The organism is Candidatus Thiodiazotropha sp. LNASS1, from assembly GCF_964212655.1.
GTDB lineage: Bacteria > Pseudomonadota > Gammaproteobacteria > Chromatiales > Chromatiaceae > Thiodiazotropha.
Genome location: NZ_OZ156465.1, coordinates 2082739 through 2101140 on the forward strand (window position 1 = coordinate 2082739; position 18402 = coordinate 2101140).

Sequence of the window (18402 nt, forward strand, 5' to 3'; positions counted from 1 at the left end):
ACACTACGCAGATAAAAGCGTCTTCTACGAATAATTGACATCTATCCGAAAAGGGACCCAGGGCACCAAGCGGAAGACCGATGGCGACACACCATCACTTGGCGTTTCCGGATGGCGCATAAAAGGCAGCTCCCGACCAGTCACATGACAGACAAACGAAGTAGCGACAAATCCGGCACCACCCCCAATAAACCGCCCAAGCGGCCAGCCCGGGACTATTCAACTCTACCGCAACGGCCGATCACGCTGAAACATAGCAAAAAAAAGAAGTCGGCCAGTAAAACAAAAAAGAGCAGCGCCAACAAAATGCCATCTCCTGCCTCCAAGAAAAAGGCCCCACCTAAAAAAGCTGTACCACGAGTGAAAAAAAAGCCCGCCAATCAGTGGCTGCTGAAAGGGATAGCCGAAACTACCCGGCAATATGCCCAAGAGGAAGCCAATCGTCAGGGTGTTTCTATCGGAGAATGGATAGAGCGTTTGATTTTGAGCAGCCAGCGGTCAGCGACCAGCAGCCAGCACGTACCTGACGAATCACAGACAGATGACCAGCGGGAAGAGATCACCGAGGTCTTACACGCCATAGAGCAGCGCCTGGACAAGATCGAAGAGCAGAAGGGGTTCTGGAGGCGGTTCTGGGAGCAGGTAAAGGAACAGGCCAAGCCTTAAACAAAGGTTATACACTCATCGCCCTGTTCAGGGTGAAAGTCTTGACCCCTGTTCTACATCAACCCTCAAGTCGAAAACACACGAACCTGATACGGAGCCAATGACACCCTGACCGATCCCCCATCGTTGCGTTCCGGTAACGTGTGCTGTTGCGGCGGCGCAATCTCCTCGATTATATCCAGATCCATCCAGTGCCACGGCAAATTATAACGGCTGTACGACTGTGGCCCGAGGTTGCCGATTACAACAACCTGACCAGCGGAACCAAGTGTTGCACCTCGTGTGCGACAGTAGGCAAACACCCTGGCGCCGTCGTTGCGATCGAAATCAGGATGGAAATAGAAGAATGAGGTTTCGTTGCGGATCAGCGCCGGGTGTTCGGTGCGTAGTGCAATCAACTCGGCCACCTTGCGCCACAGGTTACGGCTGTTGGGAGAGGCATCAAGCCGCTCCCAATCCACCGGATCGGACATCTTCAAACGCCAGTTGGTATGGTCCAGGTCGTGCACGTCACCAAACTCGTCACCGGCCAGGAGCATGGGAATACCTACGGATGTCATTAAAAGAGAGAAGGCGCTGCGCAGGCGCTCCAGAGCCAGGCCATGGAGATAACGCTGTTGATCGTCTGCCTGACCATCGAGATGGTCGACCACCCAACGGATATCGTTTACCGTACCGCGAAAGCCCCGATCATCCAGCAGCGGCGCCAGGAGGTAGTTCATGATGCGCTTCTCCTCCTCCTGCTCCACATCATGGGAGGTCAGGTAGTTGACCGCCTGGGAGAGATCATAATAACCAGGCTCCGCCCGATGACTCCAGTCGTTCCAGGTCCGGCTGCCGGTGACCATCCAACGGATACGCTCCCGCCGGGACGGTTCGCCCCATTCGGTATGGAGATGACCGGAAAAGGCCCTCCGTAGCTCGTCGCGAAAGGCGAAATTCCACATCGAGTCGGTGACCTTACGGCCATTGGGATTCTCCGAGCGCCGATGTGTGATCACCGCCCGCCGCCAGGAATCCTCAGCGATGACAATAAACGGCCGGCCGGGAAAGGCCTGTTGATGGGCATGCCAGGCATGATCGCGAAACTGCTGGATGAACTCCCAGTGGTTGATGCCCTTGAACTCATCGATTCTGAAACCGTCGGCGTGATACTCGGTGATCAGGTACTCGGCCATGTGTAAATGAAAATCCCGTGCCGGGGTTCGGTCATTATCATCCGGCCAGTAGCGGAACAACCTGGCACCATAATCCTCACCCCGGTGCGAACGCTCCTCATCCTCGTTGGAGAGGAAATATCGGCCATAGTCGAGCTGCGCCAGGGGACAGTTGCGGGCGTGATTCATCACCACATCAAAGATCACCCGGATACCTCGCCGATGACAATGTTTAACGAAGAATTTGAGCTCCACCGGCAGCCCCATGTCGATGTCCGGGACGAAAAAGAAACGGGTGCCATAGCCCCAATTGAGGGTATCCGGCGAATCCTGCACCGGTAGCAGTTCAATGGCGTTGATACCCAGGGTCTTGAGCCGGTCGAGATGGGCGAACACCACCTTCTCGAAGGTGCCGAGCCCCACCTGGCGCGCCTTCTCCGGCGCGCTCTCCATCCAGCGCATCGGCATCTCGTAGATAACCAGTCGGTGGTTGTTGCGCAGCTCATTTCCATCAGTAAATTCATCATCCCAGGTAAACGGCTGTTGCCAGCGCCGGCCATCACGGATCTGAAACACCCCCCGGTAGCCGCCGAAGCGGGTAATATGAACGGCATAGGGATCGGCGATGGGGGTATCGGCTGCGCCATCCTTGATGAACTCGTACTCGTAGTCGCCATCCTCCAGACCCAGGGCATCGAGATTGATCTCGAACCAACCCGATTCGCCGGCTACAGCGGTCAGCGCTTCACGGCGCCAGCCTTGAGGATCGTAACGGTCGCGTTGCAGGATGTCGGCAAAGCGAATTTCGACATGACTGTCGGCAGTGGCGGGTATCCGCAGGTGAGAGGCTATTCCTGATCCTTGGTGGTGGTTATGGTTCGGCATGTTATCCCTTCATCCCAAATGCTGTTTATTAGGGCCTGTCAATACTAATCCGATAGGCTCTGCTGCATGAGAGTGTAGCCGCTTATCGATAGAATAAAAGCCCACAATCAACCAAGTTACGCAAACACCAAAGCAGCTTGTTTATCAATGTTCTGGGCCTCTCGTTCCCATGCATGAGCGTGGGAACGATATCGGGTAACGACGAGCACTGACGCGGTTAGTACAGATCATTCAACGTCGTTCTTAGCAGCTTGGTAAAACGTTGCGTGTCACGCGCCCCATCACTACGATAGGCCAGCACGCTTTCACCATCGAGCAGCTCAACCAGACGCTGCTCAGTCTTGACAGCATCCGCATTAGTAACAGGCAGTGCGGAGATTTTCTCAAGTGCATCGTACTGGCCGACAAGAATGGTTCTTTGACGATATTTTTCCCTTAGATTTTCCAACTCCCAGAGCAGACCCTCCCCCGGGCTGGAGACGTCGATCAAGATCACAGCAGAAACATCGGCGAACTGCCTGACAACCGCTTGCCATATGGCCGAGTTGACACGTACCACCACCAGGCGCGGTGCAAATATCTTTCTGCTCAACTTCAGCACGTTGTCTATCACTGGCTTGATCTGACTCGCATCACCTATCTTTTTGGATTGATTCTCTTCGGCCTTTTTATATGAGCTAAACGATCGCCACGAAAACAGCACCCCGGCACCCAGGAAAGCGACCAGCATCATAACCAGGCCGCCGACGATCAATCCCAAGATTATGGTCATCACGAAAAGACCGATTATTTGACCGATGAACTCTTTGACACCACCCCCACGATTGTTTGTCCGCAAGTCACCAACGATATCCCCTATGTAGTCTGTGAATCCGCCACCAAACAACCAGAGCAAACCTGTAACGACCGCAGCCAGTAAAATCCATCGCAAAAAACCGAGGATTCTTCCCTGGGTCTCATTACCGAGGACCGGCGCGACCTCACTGTCATCCAGAGTCACCAGGCGCCATCGCTGCCCCATGGCGGATGCCGCCGCAAAACTCAGTGCCTCGGTTGCCTCGTCATAGCCAAAACGGCGCAGAAAAAGCACCAGCCGCCTGCGACCCCGAATCAACCTGAGACCCAATGTCAGACCGACAACGGCAATCACCGTAGCAATGAGAAAGACAACAGCCTGATCCGATTCCATGTCGGGGAAATCAGCATTGTGCGACAGGATCGATACAATAACGGCAATGACAAACATGAGCGGCAGACTCGATGCCGCGAGACCTGCCACGAACAAAAGTGCTCCGAGCAGTTGGGTCAGTTTACGGCGGGTGTTGCGAAAAAAACCATGCTGCGCGGGAGTTGTGATGATATGGAATGACATAAAAGTCCATTTTCAGTTTTTTATCGATGAATTCGGTATTCCACAGAAAACCGGGTTTGAGTGCAATTCATCCTTATTTCGGCAATCCATTCCCAACATACCCCACATACCACCCCTAACCACTACCCAACTGATCAGACTCACCTTACATGCCTGATGTTACGGTGCGGCTGAAGAAAACCATGAATAAAACCGGGTCAGAGAGTAATGCGCCATCTCCCCCATGACCAGCACAAGGTGATACATAGAGTATCAACGACCGACATTGTTGGATTATTTCTCGTTACCACACTCCTATCCGGAACGAGACAAGATGGAGCAAAGTATCTCTATCTTTGGCTTCATGATGATTTGGTAAACTACAATATTGTTATAGTTGGTACGAATCTCAATAATCAAAAAGTTATATCAATACAGAATAAAATATCGAGGCAGTCATGAGCAGTTCATTCGGAGAGCAACTGATTCAGTTCGCCTATGCGGTGGATTACATAGACGCAACCAGTTTCAACCGCATACGACAACTGGTGGATAACTACACTCGGAACACCCTCAACATCACTGTAACCAGGTTCATGGTCACATCACGCATCGGCAATGAAATCGGGCTGATTCCACATAAGCACGCAACCATGGGGAAGTACAGTACCATGCCGGTTCGTGACTCGCGCGGACGCGTCGCCAGCCAGACGGCATTTGCCTTTCTCTACAACAAGCGACTCTGGATTGTCAGCGCCAATCCATCTGAGCCATTACTGCCAAAATGCCGCAGCTATCGTGATCTGTGGAGTAAATCCAAAGGCATTCCGAAGTACATCAAACCCACCAACGACCCGATCAAGACCTCCATCATCATCCCCCTTAAAGATGAAAACGGTAATGTGTTTGGGGTATTCAATTTCGAGACAGTCGAGCGGCTGGATATCACCAAGGCCGCAAAACAGGAACTCACGATCATTGCAGATGCCATGGCCATTGCCTATCGCACACATTCAATCACAAAAGCCAGGAACCTGTTTACCGGCAATGCGATTGATGAACTCAATAAAATACTCCAGCACCCCCTGCCAAAACTGACCAAGCCGAATATCTTTCTGGCCTCTTCGACCAATGCGGAAAGCGATGTAATCAGTACGATAAAAAAGATCTTTCTCGAAAAGGAGTACCTGGACAAGTTCAATCAAATCTATTGGAAAGACATTCACCGGCCGGGAAATATCAACATGCAGCTGTTGAACGAACTCGGGACATGCCGCTACGGCGTCTGTTACCTCTCGGAGAGAATCCCCGATGCACAGCCCGCCCTTTATCAAGACAATCCAAATGTGGTGTTTGAAGCCGGAATGCTGCATGGACGCAGCGATGCCAATTCACCAACCCCTGCCAGCTGGATACCTATTCGCGAAAAAAACTCAACCGATGCACCCTTCGATTTTGCTTCTGAACGAATGATCATCGTTCCGAGGCAGAACGGCCGACTGCAGGTATCGCAGTTTAAGACAATGTTTCGTAACCGACTGGATGCTTTGATCGGCACTAAGAAGTGATGGGCTGTCGAACCAGGTTTGTTTGGTGTCGTAGGTCCGAACCATCTATGTAGAAGATTAAACCCCCCGATCGCATAGGTCCGGGCTACGAGATTGTGATTGGTGGACCATGCACTCTTAATGATCTCTAGCTATAAATGACACAACAAATAAGGGGTACGGCATAGGCCGTACCCCAGATTATTGATAACCACGACTCTCCGGATTGCGCTTATTTCGCTGCCATCTTCTTCGAATCGTGCTCGGCACGCATCCGTTTGGCTTCTTCAAGTATGGTATTGACCGCCGTTTTCAATGGCGCCCAGCCATACCAGTGCATGTAGTCGTTACTGGCGTGGAAAGCGCCCTGGAAGGTCCGTTGGCGATACTCCAGCATGATCAGGTAGAGTTCCTGTTCGATGCTGGTCTTAGCCTCATAATATTGGAGTAGATCAGGCGCGTATTTCCAGCCTTCCGGTTTCTCCAAAATACCATCCTTGTAGAGCGCCTGCACAGCCGTAATGGCCTTGGCGAACTCGTGATCGGCCGCTTTGATTATCTCATCGGAGGCCTTGAAGTGCTCGTTAACGAATCCTTGTGCGTGGCACTTGTTGCAAGTCGCCTTCATCTTCTTGCGCTCGACATTGAATGCCTCGGGACCCCGCGCGGCTTGACCCTGCACGACGATTTCGATAAAGCGTTCTGTGGGTTGCAACGATGCATCGAGAATACCGGCGGCCTGCAGAATCAACGCCCGGTCAAAGGTCCACTGCGGATCGTCGTCAACATCCATATAGTGACCCGAGGGTAGTAACCCGGCCAGTTTCGTCAGCGGCTCTTTGAGAGAGGGTGCTACATCGATCAGCGCCAGCACGTTCTCCTTGGTGGGGATGCGCAGTCCCAGGAAACCCCACGCGGTGCGCACCTCATGATCGCCTTCACTCAGATGGCAGGTCTGACAGGTGGGGGCACGACCGCCTTCATTTACATGCCCTTCAATCTGCCACACGATACCGTGCTTGGCGGAGGTATACATCTCCCACTGGGGATGGTCGAAGCCCATGTGGCAGTTGGAGCAGGCGCGCGGATCCATGGCTTCCGATGCCTTGAAACTATGGCGGGTGTGGCAGGCATCGCATTGCGCGTTACCATAGCGATAGGTTGCCGCCTCTTTGCCACCATCTCTCTTCACATCGCCCATATTACCCTGCGTTACCGCAAGCAGTCCTTTCTCACCGATTTTGTGGCATCCGGAACAGCCGCGATAACCTTGTTCGGTGATTGATCCGGGCTGTCCATGCCAGGCGATCTGAGACTTCATCGCCAACCAAGCCAAATTGTGTTTGCCGTCTCTGTGTTGACGCGCCTGTTTTTTGTGGCATTCGCCACAAATTTCCGGGGTGGGCATACTCGCCTTTTCAACGTCATCCATGGTCTTATGATCCACACCGTGGCAGTCGTGACAGCGGACCTCATCTTCCACTTTCTTGGTATTCGCATGCGGCCCTTCCATGTGCTGCTTGACGATACCCGGGTTGACGTTGATATGGCAGCCGACACAGTCGGCTTGAGCCATCTGGTCTTCATCCAGTGTCTTTGCGGGCGAGTCGGCCGCTAAAGTCAGGCCGTTGAGTCCAAAGAAAAGCAGGGCGGCGGCAACAGAGGGTAATAGAAGTCGACGGCGTTTCATCACCTTTTCTCCAGTTAGTTGACTATTGCTTTTTATTAGGAACTAGCCAAAAACTGCTAGGATCAGTTCCCCGGTCCCAAGAGGAGTGAAACTGCTGACAACCTCTCAAGTCTTGTCAAGCAAGTAAGGTTTCTTATATCGATGAATTAAAAAATCACCTCAGGATTTTTTAATTACCTAAAAGTAATAGGGGAATTGGCCAGAAAGGCTTTGACATAAGTCAAATCCTGAAAGATCGAAACTAGGCTACGACTCCACTTCACTGTTAAAGGCGTTTACTGTGCGATTACATCTCATGTCTTTACTATGATTGGCCATGTAGGACAACCCGGCTGTACCTCGCCCTTCGGGTCGCGGTCGCTTTGCTCAACTGTCAAACCTAGCTTGTTTGAAGTCGTAGGTTTGAATCCCCTTTAGAAATAAAAAACCCGAACTGCTAGGTTCGGGTTTTCTATTAGAGCTTGGTGGGCCATGTAGGATTACTCGGCTTCGCCTCGCCCTTCGGGCCGCGGTCGCTGCGCTCCCACGTTCAGCCTCGCTTTGCTCGACTGTCGAACCTGGCTTGTTTGAAGTCGTAGGTTTGAATCCCCTTTAGAAATAAAAAACCCGAACTGCTAGGTTCGGGTTTTCTATTAGAGCTTGGTGGGCCATGTAGGATTACTCGGCTTCGCCTCGCCCTTCGGGCCGCGGTCGCTGCGCTCCCACGTTCAGCCTCGCTTTGCTCGACTGTCGAACCTGGCTTGATTGAAGTCGTAGGTTCGAATCCCCTTTAGAAATAAAAAACCCGAACTGCTAGGTTCGGGTTTTCTATTAGAGCTTGGTGGGCCATGTAGGATTACTCGGCTTCGCCTCGCCCTTCGGGCCGCGGTCGCTGCGCTCCCACGTTCAGCCTCGCTTTGCTCGACTGTCGAACCTGGCTTGATTGAAGTCGTAGGTTCGAATCCCCTTCAGAAATAAAAAACCCGAACTGCTAGGTTCGGGTTTTCTATTAGAGCTTGGTGGGCCATGTAGGATTCGAACCTACGACCAATGGATTAAGAGTCCACTGCTCTACCAGCTGAGCTAATGGCCCATGAGCTGTTTGTCCCCATGTGAAATGGAGTGCTTGCGATAATGGGGTGGACGATGGGTCTCGAACCCACGACCGCCGGAACCACAATCCGGAGCTCTACCAACTGAGCTACGTCCACCATTGACCGTTTCCATCCGGCTGCAATACTGCAACCTGTCCCGCAGATTTGGCACGCCCGGCAGGACTCGAACCTGCTACCCTCGGCTTAGCTTACCAACTACGTCTTTCGACGCCCCCGCAGGGTTTGTGGTCTGGACTATCTCTTCACCGTCTCAGGTGTCGCACGTATAGTCTCTACGGATCCCCTCTGCATCTGTCGTAACCCGCGGTCACAGACAGATCCGGTTGCCTATCCAGCATAATATGGCTGGTTCAACCAAAGGTTTCCTCGGGATTGCCATCAGCACAACCTGTTAAGGTTTCCCCGATACAGTGCGATCCACTTTATGAGTTGCATTCCTCATAAAGGCTCCTGATTGCACATAACCTGGGCCATGTGCGCTCAAAGGCCGATGCTCTATCCAAATGAGCTACGGGCGCAGAAAACTGGTCGGGGTAGAGAGATTCGAACTCCCGACATCCTGCTCCCAAAGCAGGCGCGCTACCAGACTGCGCTATACCCCGAAAATCATCCCAAAAGTATATCCCTACACCCTGGGTGAGCAAAGGGGGGGAATAATACTGACGATGCCCCTTCAGGTCAATGGTGGCGGGCATTGCGCACTGACAGTTGGTTCAGCTTTCTGTATCATCCCCATCCTGATTTCAATAAGACACCCGGGAACACCCATGAGTGCGCAGATTCTCGACGGCAAGGCCATCGCGGCCGATCTCAGGCAACAGATCAAATGGAGCGTTGAACAACGCGTGGCGGCGGGTTTACGCCGACCCGGTCTGGCGGTGGTTCTGGTGGGGGACAATCCCGCATCCCAGGTCTATGTAAGGAATAAGCGAAAATCCTGTGACGAGGTCGGATTCCACTCCGTCTCTCATGATCTTCCTGCCTCGACCACCCAGGACGAACTGTTGGCGCTGATCGACCGGCTTAATGAAGATGAAGCGATCGACGGCATTCTGGTGCAACTACCCCTGCCGGAACAGATCGATGAAGAGGCCGTCATCGAGCGCATACTGCCGACCAAGGATGTGGACGGTTTCCATCCCTACAATGTCGGGCGCCTGGTGCTGCGCATGCCCCTGCTGCGCTCCTGCACCCCCAAGGGGATCATGACCCTGCTGGCGAAAACCGGTCAGAAGCTGGAGGGACTCGATGCGGTCATCATCGGCCAGTCCAACATCGTCGGCCGTCCCATGGCCCTGGAACTGCTGGCGGCGCGCTGCACCATCACGGTCTGCCACAGCCGCACCAAGGACCTGGCGGAGAAGGCGCGCAATGCGGACATCCTGGTGGTCGCCATCGGTCGCGCGGAGTATGTGCCGGGGGATTGGGTCAAACAGGGCGCCATCGTCATCGATGTGGGCATGAACCGCAATGAGGACGGCAAGTTGGTGGGGGACGTGGATTTCGAGTCAGCGAGTGAAAGGGCCAGCTGGATCACGCCGGTACCCGGCGGGGTTGGACCGATGACCATTGTGACCCTGTTGGAGAATACCCTTCAGGCGGCGGAGCTGCACAGCTCAACAAAATAGCTTCATCATGGCCAAACGGTGCGGCTTGCCGCACCGATAAACTTATCCCCTACGCCAAGTGGTACCTTGGGGTCCGTCTTCCAGAATGATGCCGGCAGCTTGCAGGTCGTCGCGGATACGGTCGGCTTCGGCCCAGTTTTTCTCCGCCCTGGCATCGATACGTGCCTGGATCATCGCATCGATTTTGCCGTCGGATAGGGTATCGTCCCCCGCTTGTGCACCACCCCGCAAATAGTCCTCGGGATCGTCCTGCAGAATGCCGAGCATCCCGCCCAGTTCTCTCAGTACACCGGCCAGACTGGCGGCAGCGCTCACATCGTTATCTTTCAGGCGATTGATCTCGCGCGCCAGGTCGAACAGCACAGCCAACGCCTCGGGGGTATTGAAATCGTCATCCATGGCATCCCTGAATCGACTGACATAGCTTTCACCACCGGCAGCCGGTGCATTTGGAAGACCCCTCATTGCGGTATAGAACCGGGTCAGTGCGGCACGGGCGTTGTCCAGATGTTCGGTGTCGTAGTTGAGCGGCGAACGGTAGTGACTGGTAAGGATGAAGTAGCGAACCTCCTCGGCCCGGTAGTGCTCGAGGATCTCTCTCACAGTGAAGAAGTTACCCAACGATTTGGACATCTTCTCATCGTTGATGCGCACGAATCCATTGTGCATCCAGTATTTGACGAAGGGATGGCCGGTCGCTCCCTCGGATTGGGCGATCTCGTTCTCATGATGCGGGAAGGTGAGATCCGCGCCCCCGCCGTGGATATCGAAGCTGTCGCCAAGGGCCTTGGTGGACATGGCTGAACACTCGATGTGCCAGCCGGGACGTCCGCGCCCCCAGGGAGAATCCCATGCCGGCTCGTCCGGTTTTGCCCCCTTCCACAAAGCAAAATCGAGAGGATCCCGCTTGGCATCCCCCGGTTCCACCCGGGCGCCGGCGCGCAGATCCTCGACCGACTTACCGGAGAGTTTGCCGTAGTCGCTGAAACTCCGCACATCGTAGTAGACATCGCCATTATCCGCGGTATAGGCATGTCCATTCTCGATCAGGCGGGTGATCATCGCCAGGATCTCCTCCATGTGCTGGGTCGCCTTGGGCTCATCCGTGGGCCGCAGCACGTCCAATGCATCGGCATCCTGGTGCATGGCCTGAATGAATTCCTCGGTAAGCTCGCTGAAGGGCACACCCTTCTCATTGGCCCGGTTGATGATCTTGTCGTCGATATCGGTGATATTGCGGATGTAGCTTACCTCGTAGCCACTCGCCTGCAGGTAACGATAGACCACATCGAATACCACCATCACCCGCGCATGTCCGAGATGACAGAGATCGTAGACCGTCATACCACACACATACATGCGAACCATACCGGCCCGTAGGGGTTGAAAGGTCTCTTTGCGGTTGCTGAGATCGTTGTAGAGCTTGAGCATAGTGGTTCACATCAACAGGGGAGTAAGTGCCGCGCATCTTAACGAAAAGCGGCGTTTTCCTCAAAGCTCGACAGCCGGCCCCATCCAATCTCCGGAAGCTAAAAAATCGTCAACAAATCCACAGTGAAATACTCTGACAATAACCCTGAAAAGTGTAAACCTTCTTTCCAGTAGGGAATTAATCATGCAATGACCGCTACCACATATAAACGGATATTCAATCAACCGAATTCACTAAGCCAATGAAAATAAGCAATAAAGAAATTCCGGCGCATATATTGCAGGTTATGTGGCCTTGTCTCTAGCAGACTGCAGCACCCTCATCGCCTCATTAGATAACCGGAGACTGACAGATGGCAGCGCACGATTTCGATTTTTCAGCAGTGGAGAAACGCTTGGGCGTATCACGCAGGACCTTTCTCAAGTTCTGTACCGGTGTAGCGGCATCTCTCGGCCTATCATCCAATGCCGCCATGGCCATGGCGCAGGCGGTAGCCGATCCGAAAAAACGCCCGCCTGTCATCTGGCTGCATGGGCAAGAGTGCACGGGACCCAGCGAGGCCCTGTTGCGTTCCGAACAACCCTCTCTGGAACACCTCATCCTCGACCTGATCTCCCTCGACTATCACCAGACCCTGGACACCGGTGCCGGACATCAGGTGGAGGAGATCAAGAAAAAGGTCATGCAGGAGAACAAGGGTCAATACCTGCTGGTGGTGGAAGGCGCCATCCCTCTCGCCAGCGACGGCATCTTCTGCAAGATCGGCGGCGAGACCATGGTCGACATCACCCGGGAAGCGGCTGAGCACGCCGCTGCCATCGTCGCATTCGGCTCCTGTGCCAGCTGGGGTGGCGTCCAGTCGGCAGAACCCAATCCCACCGGCGCGGTGGGTGCGCCGCAATTTCTGTCCGGCAAAACAGTGGTGACCATCCCTGGTTGCCCACCCAATCCGGCCAACTTTATCGGTACGGTACTCTACTTCGTGACCTACGGTAAGCTGCCACCCATCGATGAGAAGGGTCGTCCGAAGTGGGCCTACGGTCGCTTGATCCATGAAAATTGCTATCGCCGGCCCCACTTCGATGCCGGCCGCTTCGCCGAGGAGTTCGGTGACGAGGGACATCGTAAGGGCTGGTGCCTCTACAAACTCGGCTGCAAGGGCCCCGAGACCTACAACAACTGCCCGAGCCTGGAATTCAATAATGTGGGCGGCGGTGTCTGGCCCATCGGCGTCGGCCACCCCTGTTTCGGCTGTTCCGAAGGGGGCGTCGGTTTCAGCAAACCCCTGTTCAGCCTGGCCGACGTGAAGACCCACACCCCACCCAACATGTTCCCCAACATCGAGGACCGCGAAGGCAACGCCGGCTTCTCCACCGGTGCGGCGGCCATCGCCGGTGCCGCTGTCGGCCTGGCGGTCGGCGCCACCGCCATGGCATCAAAGAAGCTGGACGGCAAAGAGCAGGACGGGGAGTAAGGGGGTAACATGAAACGCAGAGACTTTCTCAAGGCCTCCCTTGGCGGCGGCGCAGCCCTTTTGGGCGCCGGCAACGCCGAGGCCCGAGGCAACCTGGAGCCGACGGAAGAGGCCATCGGCATGCTCTACGACTCGACGCTGTGCATCGGCTGCAAGGCCTGTGTCAGCAAGTGCAAGGAGGTCAACGGCATGCCTCCGACCCCGCTGGGCGATGAGACCGCCTGGGACTCAGCCTACGACCTGTCTGCTCAAACCCTCAATGTGATCAAGGTCTACAGCGACGGCGAGGGTGAACTGAAGGATGCGGTGGAAAACGGCTACGCCTTCGAAAAACGCAGCTGTATGCACTGTGTCGATCCGGGTTGTGTCTCGGTCTGCCCGGTGACCGCCATGCGGCGCCATCCGAAGACCGGCATCGTCACTCACCATCCCGATGCCTGCATCGGTTGCCGTACCTGCATGGTGGGCTGTCCCTATAACGTGCCCCAGTTCGACTACGACAATCCCTTCGGTGAGATCCACAAGTGTCAGATGTGCAATCAGGCCGGGGTCGAGCGCATCGACAAGGGTCAGATGACCGGCTGTGCCGAGGCCTGCCCCACCGGGGCCACCCTGTTCGGTTCGCGTAAGGCTTTGCTGGAAGAAGCCAAGCGTCGTATGACTTTGAAACCCGGCGAGATCTACAACTATCCTCGCGGTGATGTGCGCAGTCCCGACAGCCATCACGAAAAGGCGGTGCCCGAGTACCGGCAGCATGTCTGGGGCGAAAAGGAGGCGGGCGGCACCAACGTCCTGCACATCTCCTCCATCCCCTTCGACAAACTCGGAATGCCGCCGCTGCAGGAACGCTCCTACGCCTCCATCTCGGAGACGGTACAGCACACCCTCTACAGCTATATGGCTCTGCCCGCCATCGCCCTGGCAGGGCTCACCTATGTGGTGCGCCGTAACACCGAAGACGAGGAAGGAGACGACTCATGAGTGCATACCAACCCCTCAAACGGCCGGTCGTCACCCTGCCATTCATCATTCTCGGTATAGTGGCCCTGATCGGTAGTTACTATCTAGCCCTGCGCTTCATTCACGGCATGGGGTTTGTCACCAATCTCAACGGCGGCTATGCCTGGGGCGTGTGGGTCGTCTATGACGTGGTAGTGGGCACCGCCCTGGCCTGCGGCGGCTACGCCCTTGCCATCACCGTCTATATCATGAACAAGGGCAAGTACCATCCGCTGATGCGTCCCGCCCTGCTGGCCAGCCTGCTCGGCTACGGCCTGGGCGGCATCGGCGCCATGATCGACATGGGCCGCTATTGGCAGTTCTACAACATCTTCACCCCCTGGCACATGAACTTCAATTCGGTGATGCTGGAGGTCGGCCTCTGTGTCGCCACCTACATCCTGGTGCTCTGCATCGAGTTTGCCCCCACCCTGCTGGAGAGGTTCGGCGCCAAGGGACTGATCAAGACGTTGAACAAGGTGCTCTTCATCTTCATTGCCCTCGGCGTGCTGCTGCCGACCATGCACCAGTCCTCCCTCGGCTCCATGCTGATCGCCATGGGCTACAAGGTGCATCCCCTCTGGCAATCGCTGCATCTGCAGCCCCTGCTGGCCATCCTTACCGCTCTGACCATGGGCTTCGCGGTGGTGGTCTTCGAGGCCTCCTTCAGCAGCGTCGGCTTCCGGCGTCCCTCCGAAACACCCCTGCTGGCGGGTCTGGGCAAGGGGATTGTCGGTCTGATCGCAGTCTACCTTGCGTTCCGCTTCGGCGAGATCCTATTGAACGGCAAGCTGGGGCTTATCTTCGCCGGTGACCTGGGCAGCCTGATGTTCCTGCTTGAGACGGCCCTGTTCGTCTTTCCGCTGGTGGTGTTGAGTTCGGCCAGATACCGGGGACACGGCCCGCTGCTGCTCTGGGCCTCGGTCTCCATGCTATTCGCCGGCTCGCTCTACCGATTCAACGCTTTTCTCATCACCTACGATCCGGGTCCGGGCTACAGCTACTTCCCCTCTGTCCCGGAGATCATGGTCACCGCCGGCATGGTGGCCCTGGAGATCATGGTCTTTCTGTTCGTGGTGAAGAAGTTCCCCGTGCTACACAACGCAGACTCTGCAAGATCCTGAGGAGATTACATCGTGACAACACGTATAACTGTCGACCCGATAACTCGCATCGAAGGCCACCTGCGCATCGATGTGGAGGTGGATGACGGCAAGGTCAGCAAGGCCTGGTCGTCCGGTCAGATGTGGCGCGGCATCGAAAAAATCCTGGTTGGCCGAGATCCCCGTGAGGCCTGGACCTACACCCAGCGCTTCTGCGGCGTCTGCACCACGGTTCACGCCATCACCTCGGTACGTGCGGTGGAGAACGCCCTCGACCTGGAGGTGCCGGTCAACGCCCAGCTGGTCCGCAACATCATCCAGACCGCCCATGCGGTACAGGACCACATCGTCCACTTCTACCACCTCTCTGCGGTGGACTGGGTGGACGTGGTCTCGGCGCTGGATGCCGACCCGGTGGCCACCGCCAAACTGGCGGAGAGTCTGTCGGACTGGCCTCTCAACGGCCCCCATGAGATGAAGGCGGTACAGGAGCGGCTCAAGACCTTCGTCGGCAGCGGCCAGCTCGGTCCCTTCGCCAGTGGCTACTGGGGCCATCCGGCCATGAAGCTGCCCCCCGAGGTCAACCTGATGGCGGTTGCCCACTACCTGCAGGCGCTGGATGTGCAGAACTACGCCAACAAGGTCGTCGCCATCCTCGGCGGCAAGAGTCCACATATCCAGAATGTGGCGGTGGGCGGGGTCAGTAACTCCATCGGTCACGACGCTCCCTCGGTACTCAACATCGAGCGCCTGATGCTGATCAAGGGTTTCATCGACAAGCTGGACCACTTTGTCAAATCGACCTATCTGGTCGACGTGCCCGCAGTGGGCGCCTTCTATCTCGACTGGGCCGGCATCGGCGGCGGTGTCAACAACTACCTGACAGTGCCTGACTGTCCCCAGGACGCCAAGGGCACGGTCTTTGACCTGCCCGGCGGTTACATCGAGAACGGCGACATCAACAGCCTGAAGCCGATCACCACCTTCGGCGATGCTTACTTCCGTGACGGTGTGGCGGAGAGTTCAAAACATGCCTGGTACCAGGGTGGCGACGCACTCCACCCTTGGGTGGGCGAAACCGAACCCGAGTACACCGACTTCCAGGACGAAGGTAAATACTCCTGGGTCAAGGCCCCCACCTTCTACGGCAAGCGGGCCGAGGTAGGTCCCCTGGCAGACGTGTTGGTGGGTGTGGCCAGCGGCCACGCAGGCTACAACCAGTACCTCAATCAGGCGCTGGACATCCTGAAAACGGTCTCCCAGAACCCGGATATACCGCTCTCCGCGGTCAACTCCACCATCGGCCGCCATGCCGCCAGAGCGGTACGCTGCGCGGTGATGATGGATACCTTGAAGTCACAGTGGCAGAAGCTGGTGGACAACATCGGCACCGGTGACCTGGACACCTTCAACGCCCCGGTCTTCCCCAAGGGTGAGATCAAAGGCGTCGGCTTCCACCAGGCGCCCCGCGGCACCCTCTCCCACTGGGTGGTGATCGAGGATGGCAAGATCAAGAACTACCAGGCGGTGGTGCCCAGTACCTGGAATGCCGGGCCCCGCGACGCAGATGGCGAGATCGGTCCCTACGAGTCCTCTCTGATGGACAATCCGGTGGCCGATCCGGAGAAGCCCCTGGAGGTATTGCGCACCGTCCACTCCTTCGATCCCTGCATCGCCTGCGCCATTCACATGGTCGACACCGAGCAGCAGGAGATCGTGCGGGTCAAGGCGCTGTAAGCATTTCAATGGGAGCGTTTGCGCTATGAGAAACAGTGTAAAGACCCTTGTGATCGGTATGGGCAATGTGCTGATGCAGGATGAAGGCATTGGTGTCCGCGCCGTTGAGGAGCTGGTGAACCGTTATCATATTCCCAATGGCGTCGAGGTCGTCGATGGCGGCACCACAGGCATGGAATTGTTCGAACCGATGCGTCGGGCGGACAACCTGATCATCGCCGATGCAGTGAATACCGGGGCACCCTATGGCAGCCTGGTACGCATAGCCAACGATGAGATTCCCGCCTTTTTTCAGACCAAGCTTTCCAACCATCAGCTCGGTGTCTCCGATCTGCTGGCCCTGCTTTCCCTCAAGGGCGAAACGCCGCAGCAGGTCACCATCATCGGTATGGTGCCGCATTCCCTGGAGAACCGGCTCGGGTTGACTCCGGAGGCAACAGCAGGCCTGGAGGCCATGGTGCAGATGCTTGTGGACGAGCTGGCCTCGCTGGGCATCGAGCTCGAATCCCGATCCCAGGCGCGCAGCGGGCACTGGAAACGTGAGGCTGAGTTCGAGGCTTCGGCGGGTCTAATCAGCTAAGTTTTTGGTCCGCAAATGAACGCGAATAAACGCAAATGTTTCATATGCAGAGTGCGGTTTGTTACAAGGTAAATGGGAGGGCAGAACCCCAGCCCACACTCTAAATATTTGCGTTAATTAGCGTTCATTTGCGGACTTATTCAAGTTAAAGAGGAAACTTTTATGTGCGTAGGCATCCCGGCACAGGTGATCGAGGCAGGCGATTTTATCGCCCGCTGCCGCACCCGTAACGGCGAGGAGCAGATCAACATGATGTTGACCGGTCCGCAGCCGGCCGGCACCTGGCTGCTGACCTTTCTCGGCTCCGCGCGAGAGGTTATCGATGAAGAGGATGCACGCAACATCGACAAGGCACTGGACGGACTCAGCGCCATCATGACTGATGACGCCGAGATCGACGTCGACCACTATTTTCCCGGACTGGCAGAATCCTGACAGCCGACGATTCATCGGGGTGAACACCATGCATGATCTACAACAGCTGACCTGCCTGATTGAAGAGACCTTTACCCGTATTCAGGAGGAGCAGATGCAGGGCATTCCCCTGCTCAATCCCATGCTGCAAGTCGCGACGGTTGGTTTTCAGCACTATCAGGACCGCAGCATCGGCATCGTCATCACCCCCTGGATGATGAATTTGATTATGTTTCCAGCCGAAAACGAGGATTGGAGCGAGATGGAACTGGGCCACAAACAGCCCCACCGCCTCCCTGCCAATCAGTATAAATTCATGGTCAATGAGATTGACGGTATAGGTCGCTGCCAGACCCACTCGCTCTATTCACCGATGCACGAGTTCGTCAATCAGCAGCATGCAGAGGCAGCCGCCAGAAGTTTCATGCAAACTTTGATGGTCGAGGTCGAAGAGCCTGATGAAGATCCCTATGACGAGGAGCTGCTTGGGCGAATTCTACGTGGAGAAGAGGAGGTCGAGATCGACGTAGACGGTTATGCCATCGCTGAACAGGTTTCGGAGACAGCTGAAGAGAGTCGGGAGTCGGCGATTTCCCGTCGAGAGCTACTGCGCGGTATCACGCATCGGGAGACCTAACCCGGCTT

The 18402-nt window shown here is 55.8% G+C and carries 13 protein-coding genes, 3 tRNA genes, 3 other RNA genes and 1 pseudogene; 10 read left to right on the plus strand and 10 right to left on the minus strand.

Annotated elements, in window-relative coordinates; genetic code table 11:
- Window positions 1–111: 111 nt before the first annotated feature.
- Entirely contained in the window at window positions 112–666 is a 555-nt protein-coding gene (locus tag AB8516_RS09085; protein ID WP_369160012.1) for a hypothetical protein, read from the plus strand.
- Window positions 667–731: 65 nt separating this feature from the next.
- On the opposite strand, the gene AB8516_RS09090 is transcribed toward AB8516_RS09085, so the two are convergent.
- Both AB8516_RS09090 and AB8516_RS09095 read right to left on the minus strand, forming a co-directional pair.
- Complete coding sequence (locus AB8516_RS09090; RefSeq protein WP_369160014.1) at window positions 732–2708, minus strand: alpha-amylase family glycosyl hydrolase; 1977 nt, start codon at window positions 2706–2708, stop codon at window positions 732–734.
- Between the two features lie 217 nt (window positions 2709–2925).
- Complete coding sequence (locus AB8516_RS09095) at window positions 2926–4080, minus strand: hypothetical protein (protein WP_369160016.1); 1155 nt, start codon at window positions 4078–4080, stop codon at window positions 2926–2928.
- A 437-nt stretch (window positions 4081–4517) separates the two neighbouring features.
- Between AB8516_RS09095 and AB8516_RS09100 the strand changes: the two genes are divergently transcribed.
- Window positions 4518–5627: a GAF domain-containing protein gene (locus AB8516_RS09100; protein WP_108292285.1), complete on the plus strand. Its 1110-nt coding sequence runs from the start codon at window positions 4518–4520 to the stop codon at window positions 5625–5627.
- A 211-nt stretch (window positions 5628–5838) separates the two neighbouring features.
- Here the strand turns inward: AB8516_RS09100 and AB8516_RS09105 are convergent, their stop codons facing one another.
- The 7 genes from AB8516_RS09105 to AB8516_RS09135 all read right to left on the minus strand — a co-directional run bounded on the left by AB8516_RS09105 (window position 5839) and on the right by AB8516_RS09135 (window position 8992).
- Window positions 5839–7296 (minus strand): multiheme c-type cytochrome, encoded by a 1458-nt coding sequence (locus AB8516_RS09105; protein ID WP_369160019.1) that lies wholly within the window; start codon window positions 7294–7296, stop codon window positions 5839–5841.
- 462 nt (window positions 7297–7758) lie between these two features.
- Window positions 7759–7902: non-coding RNA, RtT sRNA (locus AB8516_RS09110), on the minus strand.
- Window positions 7903–7936: 34 nt separating this feature from the next.
- Window positions 7937–8080, minus strand: a non-coding RNA gene (locus AB8516_RS09115) — RtT sRNA.
- Window positions 8081–8114: 34 nt separating this feature from the next.
- Window positions 8115–8258, minus strand: a non-coding RNA gene (locus AB8516_RS09120) — RtT sRNA.
- A 34-nt stretch (window positions 8259–8292) separates the two neighbouring features.
- Window positions 8293–8368, minus strand: a tRNA-Lys gene (locus tag AB8516_RS09125).
- A 42-nt stretch (window positions 8369–8410) separates the two neighbouring features.
- Window positions 8411–8486 (minus strand) — tRNA-His (locus tag AB8516_RS09130).
- A gap of 429 nt (window positions 8487–8915) precedes the next feature.
- A tRNA-Pro gene (locus AB8516_RS09135) sits at window positions 8916–8992 on the minus strand.
- Window positions 8993–9157: 165 nt separating this feature from the next.
- On the opposite strand from AB8516_RS09135, the gene folD reads away from it, so the two are divergent.
- Window positions 9158–10018, plus strand: coding sequence for a bifunctional methylenetetrahydrofolate dehydrogenase/methenyltetrahydrofolate cyclohydrolase FolD (gene folD / locus AB8516_RS09140; protein WP_369160021.1), 861 nt, complete (start codon window positions 9158–9160; stop codon window positions 10016–10018).
- 42 nt (window positions 10019–10060) lie between these two features.
- Here the strand turns inward: folD and cysS are convergent, their stop codons facing one another.
- Window positions 10061–11449, minus strand: coding sequence for a cysteine--tRNA ligase (gene cysS, locus AB8516_RS09145; protein WP_369160023.1), 1389 nt, complete (start codon window positions 11447–11449; stop codon window positions 10061–10063).
- Between the two features lie 353 nt (window positions 11450–11802).
- On the opposite strand from cysS, the gene AB8516_RS09150 reads away from it, so the two are divergent.
- The 7 genes and pseudogenes from AB8516_RS09150 (at window position 11803) to hybE (ending at window position 18394) form a co-directional block, all read left to right on the plus strand.
- On the plus strand, window positions 11803–12924 hold the full coding sequence (locus AB8516_RS09150) for a hydrogenase small subunit (RefSeq protein WP_369160025.1): 1122 nt from the start codon (window positions 11803–11805) through the stop codon (window positions 12922–12924).
- Window positions 12925–12930: 6 nt separating this feature from the next.
- Window positions 12931–13905 (plus strand): annotated as a pseudogene (gene hybA, locus AB8516_RS09155) (hydrogenase 2 operon protein HybA); the annotation flags it as partial.
- Window positions 13902–15047, plus strand: coding sequence for a Ni/Fe-hydrogenase cytochrome b subunit (hybB, locus tag AB8516_RS09160; protein ID WP_369160027.1), 1146 nt, complete (start codon window positions 13902–13904; stop codon window positions 15045–15047). The pseudogene hybA and the gene hybB, both read left to right, overlap by 4 nt.
- 12 nt (window positions 15048–15059) lie before the next feature.
- A complete protein-coding gene (locus AB8516_RS09165; RefSeq protein ID WP_369160029.1) occupies window positions 15060–16763 on the plus strand; it encodes a nickel-dependent hydrogenase large subunit in 1704 nt (567 codons plus the stop codon).
- Window positions 16764–16788: 25 nt separating this feature from the next.
- A complete protein-coding gene (locus AB8516_RS09170; protein WP_369160031.1) occupies window positions 16789–17343 on the plus strand; it encodes a HyaD/HybD family hydrogenase maturation endopeptidase in 555 nt (184 codons plus the stop codon).
- A gap of 162 nt (window positions 17344–17505) precedes the next feature.
- Entirely contained in the window at window positions 17506–17778 is a 273-nt protein-coding gene (locus AB8516_RS09175) for a HypC/HybG/HupF family hydrogenase formation chaperone (RefSeq protein ID WP_108289193.1), read from the plus strand.
- 28 nt (window positions 17779–17806) lie between these two features.
- A complete protein-coding gene (gene hybE / locus AB8516_RS09180; RefSeq protein WP_369160034.1) occupies window positions 17807–18394 on the plus strand; it encodes a [NiFe]-hydrogenase assembly chaperone HybE in 588 nt (195 codons plus the stop codon).
- The last annotated feature ends 8 nt before the right edge of the window (window positions 18395–18402 follow it).